Genomic DNA, 18,982 nt, shown 5'->3' with positions numbered 1-18,982 from the left:
AATCCCGCGCCTGATCAATCGCAAAATGCTCCAGCGCCTTCCATGCCGCATTTTTATCCCAAATGCCCCCGCCGCTCGGTTTTGCTTGATTCCCCATGCGGTTTCATGAAATACCTGCGTACGCACTTTTTCCCGGTTATTTTATGAGCAAACAACGACTCGACGTTCTTCTGGTTTCCCGCAATCTCGTAGAATCCCGGGAGCTGGCCCAGCGGCTCATCATCGCCGGAGAGGTGAGCGTGGGGGGGCATCCTTCCACCAAGCCGGGGCTCAAGGTCAGCGAAGACGCGGACATTTCCATCCGGAACCGCCCCCGCTACGTCAGCCGCGGCGGCCTGAAGATGGAGGGCGCGCTGAAGGCCTTCCCCGTTTCCGCGGAAGGCAAGGTCTGCCTGGACATCGGGGCCTCCACGGGAGGGTTCACGGACTGCCTGCTCCAGCACGGCGCCTGCCGGGTCCACGCGATCGACGTAGGGACCAACCAGCTTGTCTGGAAACTGCGCCAGGACCCCCGCGTGGTCGTGAAGGAGAAGTTCAACGCCCGCTACATGACGCCGGAGGACATCGGCGAGCAGGTGGACCTGATCGTTTCAGACGTTTCCTTCATTTCCCTGAAAAAGATCCTGCCCGCCGCCTTCCCCCTGCTGAAAGAAGGAGGGGACGCCCTCGTGCTGATCAAGCCCCAGTTCGAGCTCCAGCCGGAGGACATCGGAGCCGGGGGCATCGTCCGGGACCCCGCCCTGCACCGGCGCGCGGTGGATTCCATACGCACTTTCGTCACGGAGGAACTGGGCCGTTCCTGGATGGGGAGCGAGCCCTCCCCCATCACCGGAACGGACGGCAATCACGAATTCCTGGCGTGGCTCAAGTAGGGCCGGAGCCCCCTTTCCTGTGAGGCATGCCGCGTCCCGGGAACGCCGCCGCAGGCTGTCCACGCCAGCTTTCCGTTGACATAGCACGCTGACGGAGAAGCGGAACTTTCTTTCACCCGGCGGGTCAGAGCCTGTGGTACACCTCGTCAAACGGGACTCTGCACCGTTCGCCCCAGATGCCTTTCTCTCCGTCCCGCATGCCGCAGGGAACAACCATATTGATCCCGGCGCCGTGAGGCAGTTTCAGCAGCTTTTTCATCCGCTTGCTGTCAAATCCCTCCAGCGGGCAGGTATCATATCCTTCAGCGGCCATGGCAATCATGAACGTCTGGGCGGCAAGAGCGCAGGATTTGTTGACTGTGACGCGCATATCGCATTCCGAAACTTCGCGCATCATGGGGCGGAAAAGGCCGATGCCTTTAGCCAGCAGAACTCGGAACGCTCCCAGGATCCCGCCGCAGCGCGCGTAAAGGAACGGCATCAGCCTTCCATAGTATAATTCCCTGTCCCTGATGCGTTTGGCCTGGCGTGCCTCCGGGCTGTTCCTCCGGATGTTTCCACGCTCGAATTCGAGGACAAATTGAGCCCGCTGCCGGTACAAGTCCTGCCGCGTCACGAAAACGACTATTTCCGAAGCCGTGGCGGCAGCCGACTGGCCGAGGCACGCTCCGGCAATACGGGCTATCAATTCAGGCCGGGTGATTTGGAAGAAGTCCCACAGCTGCATGTTGGAACTGCTGGGAGCCAGGGCGGCCAGTTCCAGGCAGCGCTTTACCTTTTCGGGGTCCAGCGGTTTATTTTTATCGAATACCCGCACGGCGCGCCGGTAATTCAGGGCCTCTTCCAAGTTCATCCCGCTTCCCGCCAACTGCTATTGATTAAATCGATTCATGACCGTTTCAGCCATTTTTTCAGAGCTGAACGGGTCCTGGCCCGTGATCAGGTTTCCGTCAGTAACTACTTCCGGCATCATCGGGATCAATGCCTTTTTGTAATCCGCACGGCGTTCCTTCAGCGCGGATTCCAGATCGAAAGGCACCTCCTTTTTCTTTCCGGCCAGGCCTTCCTCAAACCAGCTGAATCCCGTGACCTTTTTATCTTTTACCAGATATTGGCCGTCCGAGAGTTTCACGTTCAATAATCCGCATACGCCATGGCAAATGGCCGCAACTACCTTGTTGTTTTCATAGTGGTCTTTGATGAGCGTTTGCAGAACGGTGTTATCCGGGAAATCGAACATCGCGCCGTGACCGCCGGCCAGATAAATGCAGTCGAACAATTCACCGGAAACTTCATCCAGGCTTTTCGTGTGCCGCAGCACGTTCCGGAATTCCGAATCGTCCCAGTATTCCTTGGAGAGTTTGTCCATGTACATTGTTTTCAGGCTCGTGGGATCAACCGGGGTATCGCCTCCCTTGGGACTTGCAATGACAATATCATATCCCCGCTTTTTCGCGCTGTCATACATGTGGGCAAGCTCGCTGAGCCATAATCCCGTTTCCTGTTTTCCGTCCGGAAACATTCCGGTTCCGGTTACTATCATTAATATTTTCATTTGTTTCATATCTCTGTTTTTCCTGTTCTATATAACTGCCGGCCATCATCTGTAATTTCTGAATGAATTATTCATTACACACTGCCGGGCATATTTTATTTTTCATCTATTGGCAGTTTCAACCATGCACGGAAAATGAAACCCTTGTCAATGCGCCACTTTATTCTAATAAAAAGGCTCCGCCGGTTAAATGGCGGCCTGCCGCTCCCCTTTTAAAGGATATCCCTAACAGGAACTCCGGGGTGGCCTTCCGGGCTTCAGGGCGGCATCCGGAAACAGGAAAACATGTTGCATAAATATTTAAAATCAATTCATTTCCAATACAATACAAAAACACTACCCCACTCTCATTCCTCCGGTCCGGCCATGGAGAGGGAAACGGGCCTCCTTCATTCCCTGCCGCTCCGCCAACACCGGAACGGCCACGGCGGTTCCGCACCTTCTCCAATGACACAGAATCTTCATTGACGGAACCGGGGCATCTGAACATGCAGCGCTCCTCTCCGGCATCAATCCGCTGGAAAAAGAAGATTCCGCCTTCCTTCATTCCATCAAAAACGCCGCCCTTCCGCGGAACCGGGAAAGACGGCGTGTCCGTTGCTGAAACGGAGAATTAAAGCTGGGAAGCGGCGCCCTTGTCCAGAAGGAACTTGGCGTTCGGGTGCTTCTGCAGGTAGGAGGCGGCCACGTCCACCGTCACCGGGCCCTGAACAGCCTTTTTCACGATGGAAGCCTTCTTTTCTCCCCAGGCCATCAGGGCCACTTCACGGGCGCCCATGATGGTGGCCACGCCCATGGTGATGGCCGTGGTCGGAACGTTTTCAATGCCGCCGAAGGCGGGGGCCGCGTCGGAACGGGTGAGATCGTCCAGGTGCACCTGGCGGGTGATCGTGGTATCGTCGGAGCCGGGTTCGTTGAAACCGATGTGCCCGGTGCGGCCGATGCCCAGAATCTGGAGGTCAATGCCGCCGCAATCCTTGATCTTCTGTTCGTAGGCGGCGCAGTGCGCGGCAATTTCGTCGCCCTTCACCGTGCCGGAGGGAAGATTGATGTTTTCCGGCTTCATGTCGATGTGGTTGAACAGGTTGGTATGCATGAAGTACCAGTAGGATTCCGGATGGTCCCGGTCCAGGCCGCTGTATTCGTCCAGATTGAAGGAGATGACGTTGGCAAAGGAGAGTCCTTCCTCCTTGTGCATGCGCACCAGTTCCGCATAAAAAGGCAGGGGGGTGGCTCCGGTGGCAAGGCCCAGCACCACGTTCCGGCCTTCGGCGGCGCGGGAACGGATCAGTTCCGCAACTTCTTTTGCCAGGGATTTGGCAGCATCCTGGGGAGTTTCAAAAGTTTCTACTTTCATAACGCGCCACATCCTACTCCGCTCCCCGGCATCATTCAATCAGAAATAGTCCCGGAAAGATGCGCTAAAATGGAAAAGACCGCCAGGGTCCCCCCGCGGCGAACCGGGCGGGAAAGGATTCCCACCCTTCCCCGCGTTCCGGGACGCCGGATTCCGTCCCGTTCCTTTCTCCTCCGCACTTCCCGCCGCCGCATTGCCAGTCGAGAACGGAAAATCCTCCGGACGGACGGAGTACCGGGAGAAGGGAACTCGCCGCAAGGCGGAGGAATCCGTCCTTTCCTCCGTCCCGTGCGGCACGCCGCATTCCCCTTGCACTTTCCCCTCCGATCATGTATTGCCTGTGCCTGACATGGCAGGTTTAATTATTTCACCAAGGGCGCGCATTTTTCAGGGACACGACTGGGTTTACGGAACGGAGGTCCGCAAGGTTTTCGGCAATCCCCAGCCCGGAGACGTGGTGGCGCTGAAGGATTTCAAGGACCGCTTCCTGGGGTCCGCCATGTTCAACCCCCATTCCCAGATTGTGGCCAGGCGCTTTTCCCGCCGCAAGCAGGAGCTGGACGGGGATTTTTTCAGCAGGCGCATCAGCCAGGCGCTGGAACTGCGCAGCCGCTTCCTGCCGGGGGAAACGCTCGCGCGCCTCGTCTGGAGCGAGTCGGACGGCCTGCCCGGCCTGATCGTGGACCGCTACGCGGATTACCTGGTGGTTCAGACGCTGACGCTGGCCATGGAACGCCGCCTCCACATCATCCTGAACGTGCTGGAGGACCTGCTCTCCCCCAGGGGAATCATCGTCAGGAACGATTCCCCCATGCTGGCGGCGGAAGGCATTGAACCTTCCGTCAGCATAGCCCGCGGTGCGGAGCCGGAGCCGTTCACCGCCCGGAGCGGGGACATCCAGTTCATGATCAACCTGCAGACGGGCCAGAAAACCGGACTGTACCTGGACCAGCTGGACAATTACGCGGCCGTGGCGCGCCTGGCGCGCGGACGCCGCGTGCTGGACTGTTTCTGCAACCAGGGCGGCTTTGCCCTGGCTTGCGCACGGGCCGGAGCGGCGGAAGTCACCGCCGTGGACGTTTCCCAGGAGGCGATGGACGCCGTGGAGCGCAACGCGCGCCTGAACGGGGTTTCCGTGCGGGGCGTCACGGACAACGCGTTCGATTTTTTGAAGAAGGAAGCGGCCTTGGTCCGGGACGGGGGAGAACACAAGTGGGACCTGATCATTCTGGACCCGCCTTCCTTCACCAGAAACAAGAAATCCGTGCATGACGCCATGCGCGGGTACAAGGAAATCCACCTGCGCGCCATGAAGCTTCTGGCCCCCGGCGGCATCCTTTCCACCTTCTGCTGCTCCCACCACGCCGGCACGGGCCTGTTCCGGGAGAGCATTCTGGAAGCGGCCATAGACGCTCCCGCCACCCTGCGGCTGATACAGCAACACGGACAGAGGCCGGACCACCCTGTTCTGCTGAACATTCCTGAAACGGAATACCTTAAGGGCTTCACGTATGAGCTGCTTCCGGGGAGATAATATCGTTAGAATTACGATAACTTTCCCGCTTCCCCTTGAGTGTAATGCCCGCGCTGGTTTTTTTCTCAAAAAAAACAATCGTTTGAATGAAAAAAAGCTTGTAACTCCGGCGGTCCTCACCTATATTGCGTTTCGAGCAGGTGAGCGCTCGTTAAAAAAGCTCTCTGAGTTCGCAAGGACCCAGTTTCATAGGGTAGTTGGGGCGCCCCGGCCGTTTTACGGCCGGGGCGACTTTCTTTTTCGGGGAATGCCTGGATTTGCATCTTTTCAAGCTGGCGGTTTTATAGTAAGGTCATCACCATAACAACTTTTTCCCTTCCATGCACCCTGCCGTAGAACAAATCCGCCAATACCTGCAACTGATTGCCCTTCAATTTGTCCAACATCCGGAACAGGCGGAGTTGCGCGTGGCCGAATCCCCCCAGGGCGACGCCGTGCGCTTCCGGCTGATTCTGGAAAAGACGGACGTGGCCCGCATCATCGGGCGCAACGGCATGACCGCTTCCGCCATCCGCTCCCTGGCCAAGGCGGCGGGGGAGAAGAACGGCATCAAGGTCATCGTGCACATGCTTTCCCATGAGGAAGCCGCCGAACAGGCCTGAGCGCCCCGCACAGCGTTAAAATTGACAAAGCCGGAGGGAATCCCGTTCCCCCCGGCTTTTTAACGTACCGTGCTTCCCGCGCCGCGCCTACAATTCCACATCCAGCACCAGGGCCAGCAGATTGAAGGGGCCGGGCTCCTCCACGCGGAGGGCGAACGCGGCCTGTTCATCCGTGCCGTAGTTGTGGGTGAGCCGGACATAGCCGGAGTACGGGGCTTCCGCGCCATACCGGCCGGGCTGGAAACGGCGCCACGCTCCGGGAGCCCCCGTGCCGTACAGGAATTGCAGGGAGCTTTCATGCAGGAGCGCCCTGGCGCCCAGCTGTTTCTTCAACCTGCCGAGCGTTTCCAGGCTTTCAAGGGGCATGGTTCTCACCTCGGCCGGGGCGGCCATCCCTGCCCTGACGGTTTCCCCTTCCCGCCTTTCCGGGCACGGCGCATTTCCTTCCCCGTCCACCAGAATTGTGGAGCAGGAGCCGTTTCCGTCCATCAGGACCGCCTCGCATCCGGCCAGATGCCGCAGCCCGGAAAGGCGGCCGTCCCGGACGACCGCTTCCGTGCACGCGTCCAGGTATTCGTTGCCCTCCGCCATGCGTTCCACCGTGATGCAGGCATGTTCCCCCTCCCCCCGTTCCACGGTGAACCAGACTTCCTCATCCTGCGTATCCTGCGAACTCCGCAGGGAGGCCACGGACAGGATGCGGCCATGCTCCAGGCGGTGGGCATGCCACGCCACGATGTTCTGTTCCCTGTTCAGAGTCATGCAGACCGCACTGCCGTCCTTCAGTACGCACCAGACGTGAAACGCCGTGCTGCGCTGGACGGTCCAGTCCACGATGCCCTCCGTCAGAAGATGGTCGGAAAGGAGGCTCACGTCCCGCGTGAGAAAGCCATCCGCCTCCAGGGAATAAAAGAATTCCCGTACTTTCCTGCCCCCCTGCTGGACGAAGAGCAGGCTGTTTTCCACGGTCAGCGCATCCAGCAGGGAGGAACCCACGCCGGAGTGGCGCTCAAATTCCGCATTGTTCGCATTGATTCCCGCGGAGTCGGACGCCCGGAGCCGCCATTCCCCTTCGCTGGTGCCGATCATCAGGCCCCGGAGGGAGGATATCCACGCGATCCTGTTCTGCTGGGAGGCCGCCATGGTCAGAATCATGGGGGAGTCCGCCGGTATTCCGGGAGTGAATGAGGAAAAGTCGTCCACCCTGCTGGCCCAGAGGGTCTGCGGCTGGCCCGGAGTGCTGCCGAACCAGAGGCGTCCCTGGGAAAATTCAATGGTGCACGGGTAGCCGTTCCTCACCCCGAAGGCGCTGAAGGACCAGTCGCTGGTGTCATAGTCGTACAGCATGCGGCCCGACATGTGCACGGCGTCGCGCACATGCACGCACCGCGGGGAAATGTACTTGTCCACCACGAATTCGTGGTCGTAGGAACAGGACGCCGCCCGCAGTTCCGGAGTTCCCGTGGAAGAGCCGTTTTTATAGGACATCAGCCGGAGGGTGTAAAAGGAGAATTCTTCTTCATTCCCGCTCAGGGCGAAGTTGTTCCTGAACCCCTCCTTCTGGTAGAAGCTCTTGACGGAGTGCCAGACCAGGGAGGGCTCATTGGGCAGGTAGTTGGAGCCGTCCAGGTACGCCCGGCGCACTTCCCATTCCGCATCCCACGTTCCGGTGGTTTCCACCGTCCACGCCCCGCTGACGAACGTGTACGGGCAGGCATCCGCGCCTTTTTCAAAGAAGGACGTGTACTGTTCCGGAGAATTCTTTCCGGCCACATAGTCCGTATCCTTGCTGAACGGGCGGATGCAGGTGTAGGCATTCCGCCATCCGTTCTTTCCTTCCATGGAAAAGGTGGCTCCCTTGTAAAAATTCTGGTTCAGCGTCGTGGTATGGAACATGGGCATCTGTTCGGCGCGGGCAAAGCCCTCGTCGTGCCTTCTGGTGATGCGGATATGTTCCGTGCCCTCCATCTCCGGAGTGAACACGTCTTCATCCGCGGTCACTATCAGCTTGTTCCCCTCATCGGAAAAGACCACCCGGTATTCGATCCTCACGGAGTTGAGCAGGGAGCTTTCGTAGGGAATGCCGGAAAACTCCAGCGGCTTCAGCCGCCAGTCGTCGTCGGCATGGCGGGAGAGCGTCATGGGGGGAGTTTCCGGCTCCACGCAGTAAATCACGTCGTTCAACTGCTGCATCCTGAGGTTTCTGACCTGCGCGTCGCTCTTCCAGGGGGAGGCGGTTTCCAGCACCTTCCCCTCCGCATCCAGCAGCGGCGCGCCGTCCTTGAAGTAGCGGACGTAGCCGCGGCCCAGCTCCAGCATGAACTGGACGCCCGTGGAGTATTTAAAGGAGACCAGCCTCACCATGCCTTCCGCGCCCCCGGCACGGGCGACCAGCTGCGTTCCGGGCCTGCGCCTGAGGCCGCCGAAGGGAGTGACCAGGAAATTCATCAGGCGGGAGGCCCCGCGCGCCACGGGGTCCAGGTCCGCGCGGCCGGAAAGCCACGGGCTTAATTCTCCCGCCGTGAAACTGAGCCGTTGTAATACTTGCTTTGCCATATTCCCCCCACGGAAACAGGGAGAAAGAGGCGCAGTCAAGACGCCGGAAAGGTGCTGCCCTTCCCGGCCCGGCCGCTACAGGGCGACGGCCCAGAGGACTTTCAGGTAGCGCCCTTCCGGGTAGGTGCTCAGGTAGGGATGGTCCCAGCCGGGGCCGGTCATGCCCATGATCTGGAGCTTGCGCCCCTGCCGCTGGGCCGCCTTGATGACGGTCTGCTCAAATTCGTAAGGGGAAAGCAGCCCGGAGCAGGAGCAGGTGACGAAGAGGCCGCCCGGCCTGACGCACTGGAGCCCCAGCATGTTCAGGTCATGGTATTTCTTGATTCCTTCCTCAAAGCCGTCTCGGCCAATGATGAATTTGGGCGGGTCCAGAAGAACGGCGTCAAACAGGCGGCCGTTGCGCACCATCTGGCGCGCGTACACGAAGGCGTCCGCATGCACGAATTCGATGCGCTGCTGGTTGATGTTCGCGTTCCGTCTGGCCATGGCCACGGCTTTTTCATCCAGGTCCACGGCCGTTACCTCCGCGGCGCCGCCAAGCATTTTGGCGGCAATGGAGAAGCCGCCGCTGTAGCAGCACAGGTCCAGCACCGTCCCCCCCTTCACGAGGGAGGCGAATTTGAGGCGGTTGTCCCGCTGGTCGCAGAAGAAGCCCGTCTTGTGCCCCTGGGCGAAGTCCACTTCATACGTGATGCCGTTTTCCACAATCTTCACCAGCTTGACGGGAGCGGAGGATTCCGGCGCGTCTTCCGGGCGGATGCCCTCCATGCGGGCGATTCCCTCGTCCACCTGGATCACGTGCCTTCTGGTGCCGCACAGGCGGTGCAGCAGGGGGAGCCAGCGCTCCAGCCGCTGCCAGACGGCCAGCGTGCTCACTTCCAGGCTCAGGACGTCCGCGTAGCGGTCCACGACCAGGCCGCCCACGCCGTCGGAATCACCGTGCAGCACGCGGTAGGCGTTCGTCGTTTCATCCAGGCGCAGGATATCGCGGCGCAGTTTCACAGCCCGTTCCAGAGCGGCGTCCAGTTCCCGTTCCCCGAAGGCGTCGCGGCCGTGGTACACCATGCGCAGGGGGGTGCGGCTCGTCTCGTTCCAGAAGCCGGAGCCGAACAATTCCCCGTTTTTGTCGTACACGTGCACCAGGCTCCCCGGCGCTATTTCTCCGCTGACGGAGCCGAGCATGCGGGGGAACACGGCGGGATTGTACGTGAAGTATTTCAGCTCCACCCACGGGGAAAGCCAGTTTTCGCTGCCCTCCGGGGACTTGTTGACAAACAGGTTCTTTTTGGGCGCGGAGCGCGGGCGGCCCGCCGGGGGGCGGCGGTCCCTCCAGGAAGGTTTGGAACGGGAGTCGCGCGGATGGTAGGAACTGCGGGGAGAATGGGAATCGTTCATGAGATGCGGGAAAGTAATGTTGGATCTGCGGCATAGCGGGCCACGGCCAGCTCAACGGCTTCCCGGTACGGCCTTACGGGGCGGCCCAGCAGGGAAGCCAGCCTTCCGGAGGACATGGCGGTATGCCTGGGCCGAGCATCCCTGAAACCCGCCTGTTCGTCGAGCTTTTGTTCCGCCACGGGCGGCAGCTCATGCAGAAGCCCGTGCTTCACCGCGCTTTCCAGGGCCGCCTGCGCGTACCCGTGCCAGGAAACCGGCTCCCCGGACTGGCACAGGTGCAGGATTCCCGCCGCGTCGCTCTCATAGGCCAGGAAGCGGAGCCATTCGCACAAATCCTCAATCCACGCGGGGAGAGACCACTTGTCCGCCACGGCGGCCAGCGCCTGCCCGTTCAGCGCGCGCCGGAGCATCATCTCCGGGAAGGAGGGGCGGGCGGGATTGCCGAACACCCAGGAAACGCGGGCCACCAGGGCTTCCGGCATTTCCTCCCGCACGCGGAGCTCCGCCTCCAGCTTGGATTCCCCGTACACGTTCACGGGGCGGCATTTGTCCGCCTCCGTCTTCAGGCCGGGGCGGCGGCCGTCCAGAACGTAGTCCGTGCTCAGGTGGATGAAGCGCATGCCCTCCAGGCGGCACAGGCGCGCCATCAGCTCCGGCGCCATGGCATTCACCCGGTGCGCGGTTACCGGGTCGTCCAGGCAGGCTTCCAGCCCGCTTACCGCCGCGCAGTTGATGACGTGCGTGGCTCCGGAAGAAAGAAGAAATTTTTTCAGCGCGGGCAAGTCCTCCAAATCGCAGGTATTGCGCCCGCAGGCAACCACTTCCGCTCCTGCATCCCGCAGGTGTTCCGCCAGGCGGCTGCCCACGCGGCCTCCGGCCCCGAATACCAATGTTCTGGACATGCGCACAGCCTACCTGCTGTCCCTGTAAAATCCAGTGAAAACCTCTTTTCATCGTGACAAAAAACCAAAAGCTGATTCAATGAATATTGTGTTTTACTATGAATATTCTTTAACGGCTTGCGGCCCTCTCAATGCCAGGGCCGCAGAAGTATGCAGGAAAGGGGCTCTCATCAGGACGGAGGAAGGCGGCTACGGCTGCATCCAGCCCTGGCCGGAGCTGGGGGACCATTCCCTGCAGGAGGAACTGGACGCGCTCAGGAAAGGCAGTCCGCTGCCCCTGGGCAAGCGGGCCCTGGAATGCGCGCGGGTGGACGGGGAGGCGCGCGCCGCCGGCGTCAGCCTGTTCTCCGGCCTCCACATTCCGGCCAGCCATGCCACCCTTCCCAGCTGCGTCAGTCCGGCCACCATCAGAATCATGGAAACGAAGGGCTTCAAGGCGGGAAAAATCAAGGCAAGCTCCAATCCGGCGGCGGCCCTGGAACGGCTGACCATGCTGGCCTCCATGGCTCCTTCCTGGCGCTGGCGCCTGGATTTCAACGGCTCCCTGGACGGGAACGAGGCGCTCCAGTTCTGGAAGTCCCTGCCGCACCACCTCAAGAGCCGGATAGATTTCATTGAAGACCCCTGCCCCTTTTCCGTTCCCGGCTGGGAACGCCTGGTGGATGCGGGCATGCCGCTGGCCCTGGACATGGGGACAGACACGGAGCACCAGCCCGCCGTCACGGCGGACCTTCCCGTCACGCGCATCGTCAAGCCGGCGCGGGAGGCCACGCCCGGGGACCTGCATGATCCCCCCGTCTTCACCACCGTCATGGACCACCCCGTGGGGCAGTTGTGGGCCGTCTATCAGGCGGCGGAGTATTACCGCGACGCGCTTCCCACGGAGATTCCGCTCTGCGGCCTGTGCACCCATCTCCTGTTTGAACCGGACCCCTTCATCGACCAGATGGGAGGCATGAACCCGCAGGTGACCGTTCCCGCCGGAACGGGGCTGGGCTTTGACGGCATGCTGGAAGCGCTGCCCTGGAAGAAGCTCTGAACGACGTTAGCTCCGTCTTTTACCCTTCCTCCATTTTTCCTTTATTCTTCTTTTCCTTCCGCCTTCTCCCGGCGGACGCCGCATGCAAAAAGGCATGGAGCCGCAACGGTTCCATGCCTTTTTTTCCGCTTTTGTCTCAGAATTTCACGGTTTCCGGCCGGGGTCCGTGGAAAATTTCAGGCCGGGGAATTCCTTCACGTTGCAGCCGGGCGTTTTGGGATTCACCTGCACCGGGACGAAGGTGAACATCCAGCGGCGCGTGCTGTTGTTGTTCGGGCTCTTCACCAGGACGTGGTTCCAGCCTTTCTTGAGGGGAATCATGGACGGCTCACGGAAATGGTAGTTTTCATCCACCATCGTGCCGCCGTTGCGCGGTTTGGCCCACTTGGGAGGCTCAATTTCCTTCCCGTTGACGAAGAATTGGGGATTCGCGTGGAACCACTTGCCCGGCACGCTGGCGGGGCCGTTGCGCCAGTCGGACGTGGCCCAGGTATGGCCGCTCACCCAGAAGGGGACCGTCTGGGCCTTGGGAGAATAAATGTAGGTCTGCGCGTAATAGGTATGGTTCTTGTGCGGGAAGGCCCCCATCTTCGCCCCGTTGAACAGCGTCGGGAAGTCGCAGTAATGCTTGAAAATGACGGTGGCCCCGGTGTAGTCGTCCTTGGACCATGTGTAGGCGGCGCCGTCAATTTCATAGGAATCCTTCATTTTTCCGGTCCTGGCGTCCTCCTCCGGGCCGAATTCCGTTTCCGTCTTTCCGCCGTGGGGGATGGGGCCCAGCAGCTTCCAGGGAATGTTCGCCTGGCGCACATAGTTGAACTCCTTGTTCACGAAGAAGCGGTCCCGGATGGCGAGCACGCGGTTTTCATAGTCCGCAAAGCCTTTCAGGAGGGGGTCCCCCTGCACGGGAAGGTTGGAGAAGTACTTCATGTACTCGTCCTGGTTGGGGTTCCCCTCCACCTTTTCATGCGGGTTGTTCCACAGGGGTTCGGAAACGAAGGCCATTCCGGAGTACACCGGGGTCTGGAGCACCTGGTTGCGCGGGTCCGTGATTTCCAGGTCCGGGAAGGAGCACAGGATCATGCCCAGGCCCTCCCCGTTCCGGAAGGGGCACGCCCGGCGGAAGTACATGGTCATGGCCGTTTCAAAGGGGTCCAGATGGTTCAGGTAGGTTTCCAGGGAATCCACATATTTGGCGCCGTCCGAGGGCCACGCATGCCTGTTCTGCCGTCCGGACCACAATTGCTGGATGGCCCCGTTGTACCCTTTGGGGGACAATCCCGGCTGCCACCTCATGGGCGTGCGGCCGCAGGCTTCCACGGTATCGAAGTAGGTTTTCAGAATCTCGTTGTCCACCTTCTCGTCCCCGCCACGCACCTCGTCCGTCCCTATGTGGATAATCGGCATCTTTTCCCTGGGGACCAGGGAACACAGCTCCTTGATCAGGGCCACCAGGGCCTTGGTGGCCTTTTCATCGCTCATCTTGACGCCAAGAGCCTTGCGGAAGGCCGCGCTGTGCCCCGGCATATCCATTTCCGGGATCAGCAGGATGTTGCGCAGGCGGCAGTATTCCACCAGCTGCTTGAATTCCTTCTGCGTGTAGAACTTGCCCGGCATGCGCGTGAAATTTTTGGGGTCGTTCAGTTCCGGATGAATTTTGGACTCCAGGCGCCAGCCGGGATTCTCCGTGAAATGGAAGTGGTACACGTTCAGCTTGAGCTGGCCCATGGAGTCCAGTTCCTGGGCAATCAGGGGCAGCGGCATGTAATTGCGGCCCACGTCGTTCATGAACCCGCGGACTTCAAAATCCGGCCAGTCCACAATGTCGCAGGCGGCGACCGTCGTTTTGCCCTCCCGGCGGAGGAGAAGCTGTTCCAGGGTTTTCAGGCCGTAATAAAACCCCTTGGTGTCCCTGGCCGTGATCAGCGCCCCGCCGGGGGTCACCCGCAGGGAATAGGCTTCCTCTTTCAATTTGGGATTTTCCGTATCCGCCTTCACGTCTCCCTGCGCGAATTTGACGGCAAACGCCCCGTCCTGGGAAACCTGCACCCCGTGCCCGGCCAGGAAGGATTTCAGCTCGGAAAGGATGAACTTCATCTGTTCCGGATAGGACGTGCGGGACGGCGCCGGGGCCTGGATGCGCACGGACTGGACGGGAACCGCCCTGCCACTCCACTTTACCTGCTGGGGCATGGGGACCAGCGGCGGACGGTCCACTGGGAACATCCGGTAATTGGGGCCGTTGGCGGGGAAGGCGGGAGCCGTGTCCTGCCCCCGGACGCCGCCGGCCGCCAGACACAGGCAGATAATTGGCAATATAAAGGATTTCATACGACGCATGATACATATCCGGGAAAAACCTTTCTGTCAAACACCGGCGTCATTCCGGCCCGGTTTTGCAAAAAGACCAGAGCTTTTATTCCGCGCCGGGCGCGGCCGCCGCAGGCAGGGTGTCCTCCACTTCCCCGGTTACTCCGTCAACGGCCACGCCGCGGCGCACGGCATAAAGCGCGGCTTCATCCCCGCTTTTTCCGGACGCGAACGCCCAGTAATAGGACTTCCGGTCATGGTAGCAGGCCCATTCCCCGCCAACGCCGGGCCGGGCCTCCATCAGGAGGGAATAGGAGTCCGCAGGAGACACCGCGAACCCGCGCGGGGTCTCCAGGCCGGCGGACGGGAAGGACCGGATTTCCCCCCTCCAGACCAGTTCCAGAGGCGAGGACGACAGCAGCCCCTCCGCCAGATGGCTGCCCGCCAGCATCTGGTGCGCTCCGAACATGGGGAGGCAGGACGCACAGAGGGAAAGGGAACAGCCGGCGGCGGCGCGCAGGAAAATATGAAGGGGAAAAGACATGGCGTGCTTCGGGAAATTGCGGAAAGGAATCAACTCCCAAACGCTTCCCCAGTCAATCAAAAAGGCGCCAATTTCCGGGAAAAAAGGGAGAATGGCCGCGCGGCGCGGAAAGCGGGCCTTTCCTGCGGCGTCCGGAAAGGAAACCGTGCCTTTCCCTGCCGGACAGGGGGGCCGCTTGACATCCCTTTTCCGCACTCCTATAGTTTGCACTCCGTTGAAAAAAGAGCCGGATTCATGACAACCCAGTCACGCAACATCTCGGAATTGGAAAACGCATCCGTCTGGCGTCTTCTGGTCCAGTATTCCCTGCCCTCCATTGCAGGCATGGTGGTGTACTCCCTGTACAACATCATTGACAGCGTGTTCATCGGCCACGGCGTGGGGCCGCTCGCCCTTTCCGGCCTGGCGGTCACCTTCCCCATCATGAACCTGACCTTCGCCCTGGGAACGCTGGTGGGCATAGGCGGGGCGGCCATCAGCTCCATCAGGCTGGGCAAGAAGGACCCGGAGGGGACGGAGCACACGCTGGGGAACGTCCTGGTCATGAGCCTGATCGCCTCCGTGGTGCTCGCCGTTCCCACACTGATTTTCCTCAAGGAGATTCTGGCCGCCTTCGGAGCCAGCGGGCAGACTCTGGCCTACGGGTATGATTTCATGCTGGTCACCCTGCTGGGGCTGCCCGTCACGTACGTCTTTTTCAACCTCAACCACGTGATGCGGGCCACGGGCTACCCGAAGAAGGCCATGGGCTCCACCCTGCTTTCCGTAGGCATCAACATCGTTCTGGCGCCCATCTTCATTTTCTGGCTCAAGTGGGGCATCACCGGGGCGGCGCTCGCCACGCTGATCGCCCAGATTGCCGGCATGGCGCGCGTGCTCATCCATTTTTCAGACAGATCCAGCGCCGTCCATTTCCGCAGCGGCATCTGGAACCTGAAAAAAGCCATCGTCACCGGCATCCTGTCCATCGGACTGGCTCCGTGCCTGGTGAACGTGTGCGGCAGCGCGGTGGCCATTGCCATCAACAGGCAGCTTGCGGACCACGGCGGGGACCTGGCCATAGGCGCCTTCGGCATTATCAACCGGATTCTCATCCTGTTCGCGATGCTCGTCATCGGCCTTACGCAGGGCATGCAGCCCATCATCGGCTACAATCACGGAGCCATGAAGCCGGACCGGGTGCTGCTTACCCTGAAGTACGGGGTGATTACGGGCACGGCGTTCACCACGGCGGGCTTCCTGGCCTGCATGTTCTTTTCCCACGGCATTGCGGCCCTGTTTACGGATGACGCACAATTGATCAGCCTGGCCGCGGGCGGTCTGAAGATCGTCATTCTGGCCTTTCCGCTCATCGGCAGCCAGATCGTCATCGGGAACTTTTTCCAGGCCATCGGCAAGGCGAGGCTGGCCATCTTCCTCTCCCTCACCCGCCAGCTGCTGTTCCTGCTGCCGTTCCTGCTGATTTTACCGGAGTTCTGGGGGCAGACGGGCGTGTGGGCGTCCATGCCGCTGGCGGACGTTCTTTCCTCCATCGTCACCCTGTGGTTCATCCGCAGGTTCCTGAAGTATTACTGCGGGAAAAACCGGGAATACCTGGCGCAGCCGGCCGGACAGGTCTAACATTTCCGGCGGCCTTGTTGCGTCCTTTTTCAAGGACATGATACTGGCAGTATGCCTAACGCGCCGCGTTTTACGGACTCTATGCTGATGACAGCCCCCTATGGAATGAGGCGGAAAGCCCGGAGCTTTTCACGGCGTCCGCGCAACCGTCCCCGTTCCGCCGCGGCGGAAAAAACAAATGCGGAAAAATTATTCTGACCAAACCCACAGACACGATGAAAAACGGAATCATGATGCAATACTTTGAGTGGAACCTGCCCAATGACGGACAGTTCTGGAACAAACTGAAGGAAGACGCCCCCCACCTGGAGGAAATAGGGGTGACGGCCGTCTGGATTCCGCCGGCCTACAAGGGCAAGGAACAGAACGACGTGGGGTACGGCACCTACGACCTGTTTGATCTGGGGGAATTCGACCAGAAAAACACCGTGCGCACCAAGTACGGCACCAAGCAGGAGCTCCAGGACGCCATCAAGGCCCTCCACGACCACCATGTGGACGTTTACCTGGACGCCGTGATGAACCACAAGGCCGGGGCCGATTACACGGAAAAATTCATGGCCAAGGAAGTGGACGAGAACAACCGCGAGGAGGAAACCACGGACGCCTACGAAATCGAAGGCTGGACCGGATTCAACTTCCCCGGCCGCGGAGACAAGTATTCCGACTTCAAATGGCACTGGTACCACTTTACCGGCACGGATTACGACAACAAGACGGGCAAAACCACCGTGTTCAAGATCATGGGGGACGGCAAGGACTGGAGCAGCGGCGTGGACGGTGAAAACGGCAATTACGACTACCTCATGTTCGCCAATCTGGACTTCGACCACCCGGAAGTGGTGAAGGAGATGGAAAAATGGGGCGTATGGGTCTCCCGCGAACTTGACCTGGACGGCATGAGGCTGGACGCCATCAAGCACATCAACGACGAGTTTATCAAGAAGTTCCTGGCCGCCGTCCGCAAGGAGCGCGGCGAGGATTTCTACGCCGTGGGGGAATACTGGAAGCAGGACCTGGATTCCCTGGACGAATACCTGAAGGAGGAACGCTACAAGGTGGACCTTTTCGACGTGCCCCTGCATTACAATATGTACCAGGCTTCCGAACACGGCCGGGATTACGACCTGACCAAGATTCTGGACGGAACGCTGGTCCAGAACCACCCCACCCTGGCCGTCACCTTTGTGGACAACCACGACTCCCAGTGGGGCAGTTCCCTGCAATCAGCCGTCAAGGACTGGTTCAAGCCTTCCGCCTACGCGCTGATCCTGCTCATGAAGGACGGCTACCCCTGCATCTTTTACGGGGATTACTACGGTGTCAGCGGCAATCCGCCCGTGCACCGCGGTATCATCGACAACCTGCTGGAAATCCGCAAAAACCACGCCTACGGTGAGCAGAATTACTACTTCGACCATCCGAACACCATCGGCTTCACCCGCGTGGGGGACGAACAGCACCCGAAGTCCGGCGTGGCCGTGCTCATCTCCAACGGGGAAAACGGGGACAAGGTCATGAACGTGGGCAAGCAGCACGCGGGAGAAACCTGGAAGGAAGCCACCGGAAACGTGGAGGAAATCGTCACCATCGACGACGAAGGCAACGGCCAGTTCATCGTCCACGGCGGCAACGTGGCTGTCTGGATTCCGGAGAACGCCCCCCAGGACCCCAAGCAGGACGCCCGGAAGGACGATGCCGAGGAAGAAAGCTGATCCATTTGCCGCAGGCGGATGAGCACCGCCTGACGGGACTTTTTATCGGCGGTCTGGCCCTTCCGGAATTTTCCGGAACGCGGTCAGGCCGTTTTTACTTTAATCACCAGCTTGCGGATGACGCCTTCCCCAATGCACCCGGCATGGGCGTCTTCCGGGAAAAACACGGCGAACTGGCCGGGCCTGACGGTGAAGGAGGTTTCTTCCGCGTCGTCGTAATGCTGCGCATCCTTCTCCTCCTGGAAGGGTTCGGACGGTTTTTCCAGCGCGGCGCGTTCCTTCCAGGTAAAGCGTTCGTCCCGTGAAAGGGGGACGTGGATGTCGATGAATTTGTTGTGGACCTCCATTCTGGCCTTTTCCGGAGCTTTCATCGCCGTCTCGTTCACCATCACGACCAGGGCGTCTTCCACAAGGACATGGGGCCCCGGCTCCAGCACGGCCGGATCTGCCGCGCGAACGAAGTCGAAAGCCTGCGTGAACAGGGGATTCAGTTTTTCATAACGGGCGGCATCGGCAACGGAGGCAATAATCATGGCAGGGAATTCTATATAAAGGAAACGCCATTCTAATGTAACTGCAAGCTCCGTCAAATCCTTTGGTTAATTCATTTAATTTACGGATTTCAAAGATCATTTGAAACAAACAGTCAATAACTTGGAAAGATAAAAGAATGCACATCGGATTACGAATCCGTGCCAATATCGCAAAAAGGGAATGAAAGGATAACTCGCGCAGGGAGAGGCACGATTGTAAAAGACCTGGGTATCGTTAAGTCACGTCTCCTTAATTTTTCCCGGAAACAGCGCTGGTAGTAAGGGACAAAGTCTAAAAATATTTTCTTGACGCCGGATTCGTAATCCGACAGGATGCGAATAATTCTTCTATCCAACATTCGCATGAAAAAGCTCCTCTGTACCATTTGCCTGGGCATAGCCTCCCTGGCAGCTTCCGTTTCCGCGGCTACCATTGAGCTGATGCCGG

At 59.9% G+C, this 18,982-nt stretch carries 15 protein-coding genes; 6 read left to right on the top strand and 9 right to left on the bottom strand.

What is annotated here, in order from left to right; translation table 11 throughout:
- Nucleotides 1-143: 143 nt before the first annotated feature.
- Complete coding sequence (locus HMPREF3039_RS00685; RefSeq protein ID WP_067570382.1) at nucleotides 144-872, top strand: TlyA family RNA methyltransferase; 729 nt, start codon at nucleotides 144-146, stop codon at nucleotides 870-872.
- A gap of 124 nt (nucleotides 873-996) precedes the next feature.
- On the opposite strand, the gene HMPREF3039_RS00680 is transcribed toward HMPREF3039_RS00685, so the two are convergent.
- The 3 genes from HMPREF3039_RS00680 to nagB form a co-directional block, all read right to left on the bottom strand.
- On the bottom strand, nucleotides 997-1,725 hold the full coding sequence (locus tag HMPREF3039_RS00680) for a nitroreductase family protein (protein ID WP_067570384.1): 729 nt from the start codon (nucleotides 1,723-1,725) through the stop codon (nucleotides 997-999).
- A gap of 18 nt (nucleotides 1,726-1,743) precedes the next feature.
- The gene (locus HMPREF3039_RS00675) at nucleotides 1,744-2,436 is read right to left on the bottom strand and encodes a type 1 glutamine amidotransferase domain-containing protein (protein ID WP_067570386.1); all 693 of its coding nucleotides are present in this window, start codon (nucleotides 2,434-2,436) and stop codon (nucleotides 1,744-1,746) included.
- A gap of 604 nt (nucleotides 2,437-3,040) precedes the next feature.
- Entirely contained in the window at nucleotides 3,041-3,784 is a 744-nt protein-coding gene (gene nagB / locus HMPREF3039_RS00670; RefSeq protein ID WP_130082742.1) for a glucosamine-6-phosphate deaminase, read from the bottom strand.
- 349 nt (nucleotides 3,785-4,133) lie between these two features.
- On the opposite strand from nagB, the gene HMPREF3039_RS00660 reads away from it, so the two are divergent.
- Nucleotides 4,134-5,318 (top strand): class I SAM-dependent rRNA methyltransferase, encoded by a 1,185-nt coding sequence (locus HMPREF3039_RS00660; RefSeq protein ID WP_067570392.1) that lies wholly within the window; start codon nucleotides 4,134-4,136, stop codon nucleotides 5,316-5,318.
- Between the two features lie 320 nt (nucleotides 5,319-5,638).
- Entirely contained in the window at nucleotides 5,639-5,920 is a 282-nt protein-coding gene (locus HMPREF3039_RS00655) for a KH domain-containing protein (protein WP_067570394.1), read from the top strand.
- A gap of 87 nt (nucleotides 5,921-6,007) precedes the next feature.
- Here HMPREF3039_RS00655 and HMPREF3039_RS00650 read toward each other — a convergent pair whose 3' ends face one another.
- From HMPREF3039_RS00650 to HMPREF3039_RS00640, 3 genes are all read right to left on the bottom strand, one after another.
- A complete protein-coding gene (locus HMPREF3039_RS00650) occupies nucleotides 6,008-8,476 on the bottom strand; it encodes a phage tail protein (RefSeq protein ID WP_067570396.1) in 2,469 nt (822 codons plus the stop codon).
- A 75-nt stretch (nucleotides 8,477-8,551) separates the two neighbouring features.
- Complete coding sequence (locus tag HMPREF3039_RS00645) at nucleotides 8,552-9,871, bottom strand: class I SAM-dependent rRNA methyltransferase (protein WP_082770062.1); 1,320 nt, start codon at nucleotides 9,869-9,871, stop codon at nucleotides 8,552-8,554.
- Nucleotides 9,868-10,773, bottom strand: a complete 906-nt coding sequence (locus tag HMPREF3039_RS00640) for an SDR family oxidoreductase (RefSeq protein ID WP_067570397.1) — start codon at nucleotides 10,771-10,773, stop codon at nucleotides 9,868-9,870. The genes HMPREF3039_RS00645 and HMPREF3039_RS00640 overlap by 4 nt, the downstream gene beginning before the upstream one ends.
- Nucleotides 10,774-10,852: 79 nt before the next feature.
- On the opposite strand from HMPREF3039_RS00640, the gene HMPREF3039_RS00635 reads away from it, so the two are divergent.
- Nucleotides 10,853-11,812 (top strand): enolase C-terminal domain-like protein, encoded by a 960-nt coding sequence (locus HMPREF3039_RS00635; protein ID WP_067570399.1) that lies wholly within the window; start codon nucleotides 10,853-10,855, stop codon nucleotides 11,810-11,812.
- 144 nt (nucleotides 11,813-11,956) lie between these two features.
- On the opposite strand, the gene HMPREF3039_RS00630 is transcribed toward HMPREF3039_RS00635, so the two are convergent.
- Both HMPREF3039_RS00630 and HMPREF3039_RS00625 read right to left on the bottom strand, forming a co-directional pair.
- Nucleotides 11,957-14,143 carry a family 20 glycosylhydrolase gene (locus HMPREF3039_RS00630; RefSeq protein ID WP_067570401.1) on the bottom strand — a complete coding sequence of 729 codons (2,187 nt, stop codon included), beginning with the start codon at nucleotides 14,141-14,143 and terminating at the stop codon, nucleotides 11,957-11,959.
- Nucleotides 14,144-14,228: 85 nt separating this feature from the next.
- Nucleotides 14,229-14,666, bottom strand: coding sequence for a hypothetical protein (locus tag HMPREF3039_RS00625; RefSeq protein WP_147549506.1), 438 nt, complete (start codon nucleotides 14,664-14,666; stop codon nucleotides 14,229-14,231).
- A 234-nt stretch (nucleotides 14,667-14,900) separates the two neighbouring features.
- Here HMPREF3039_RS00625 and HMPREF3039_RS00620 point away from each other — a divergent pair, with 234 nt between their 5' ends.
- Nucleotides 14,901-16,286, top strand: a complete 1,386-nt coding sequence (locus HMPREF3039_RS00620; protein ID WP_067570415.1) for an MATE family efflux transporter — start codon at nucleotides 14,901-14,903, stop codon at nucleotides 16,284-16,286.
- Between the two features lie 215 nt (nucleotides 16,287-16,501).
- Nucleotides 16,502-18,001, top strand: coding sequence for an alpha-amylase (locus HMPREF3039_RS00615; protein ID WP_067570405.1), 1,500 nt, complete (start codon nucleotides 16,502-16,504; stop codon nucleotides 17,999-18,001).
- An 83-nt stretch (nucleotides 18,002-18,084) separates the two neighbouring features.
- On the opposite strand, the gene HMPREF3039_RS00610 is transcribed toward HMPREF3039_RS00615, so the two are convergent.
- Complete coding sequence (locus HMPREF3039_RS00610) at nucleotides 18,085-18,534, bottom strand: NanQ anomerase/TabA/YiaL family protein (RefSeq protein WP_067570407.1); 450 nt, start codon at nucleotides 18,532-18,534, stop codon at nucleotides 18,085-18,087.
- Nucleotides 18,535-18,982: the final 448 nt, after the last annotated feature.

Origin of the sequence: Akkermansia sp. KLE1798 (genome assembly GCF_001580195.1) — a bacterium.
Taxonomy (GTDB): domain Bacteria; phylum Verrucomicrobiota; class Verrucomicrobiia; order Verrucomicrobiales; family Akkermansiaceae; genus Akkermansia; species Akkermansia biwaensis.
Note: the sequence above shows the minus strand (reverse complement) of the source record. Positions and strands in the feature narration are given on the sequence as shown.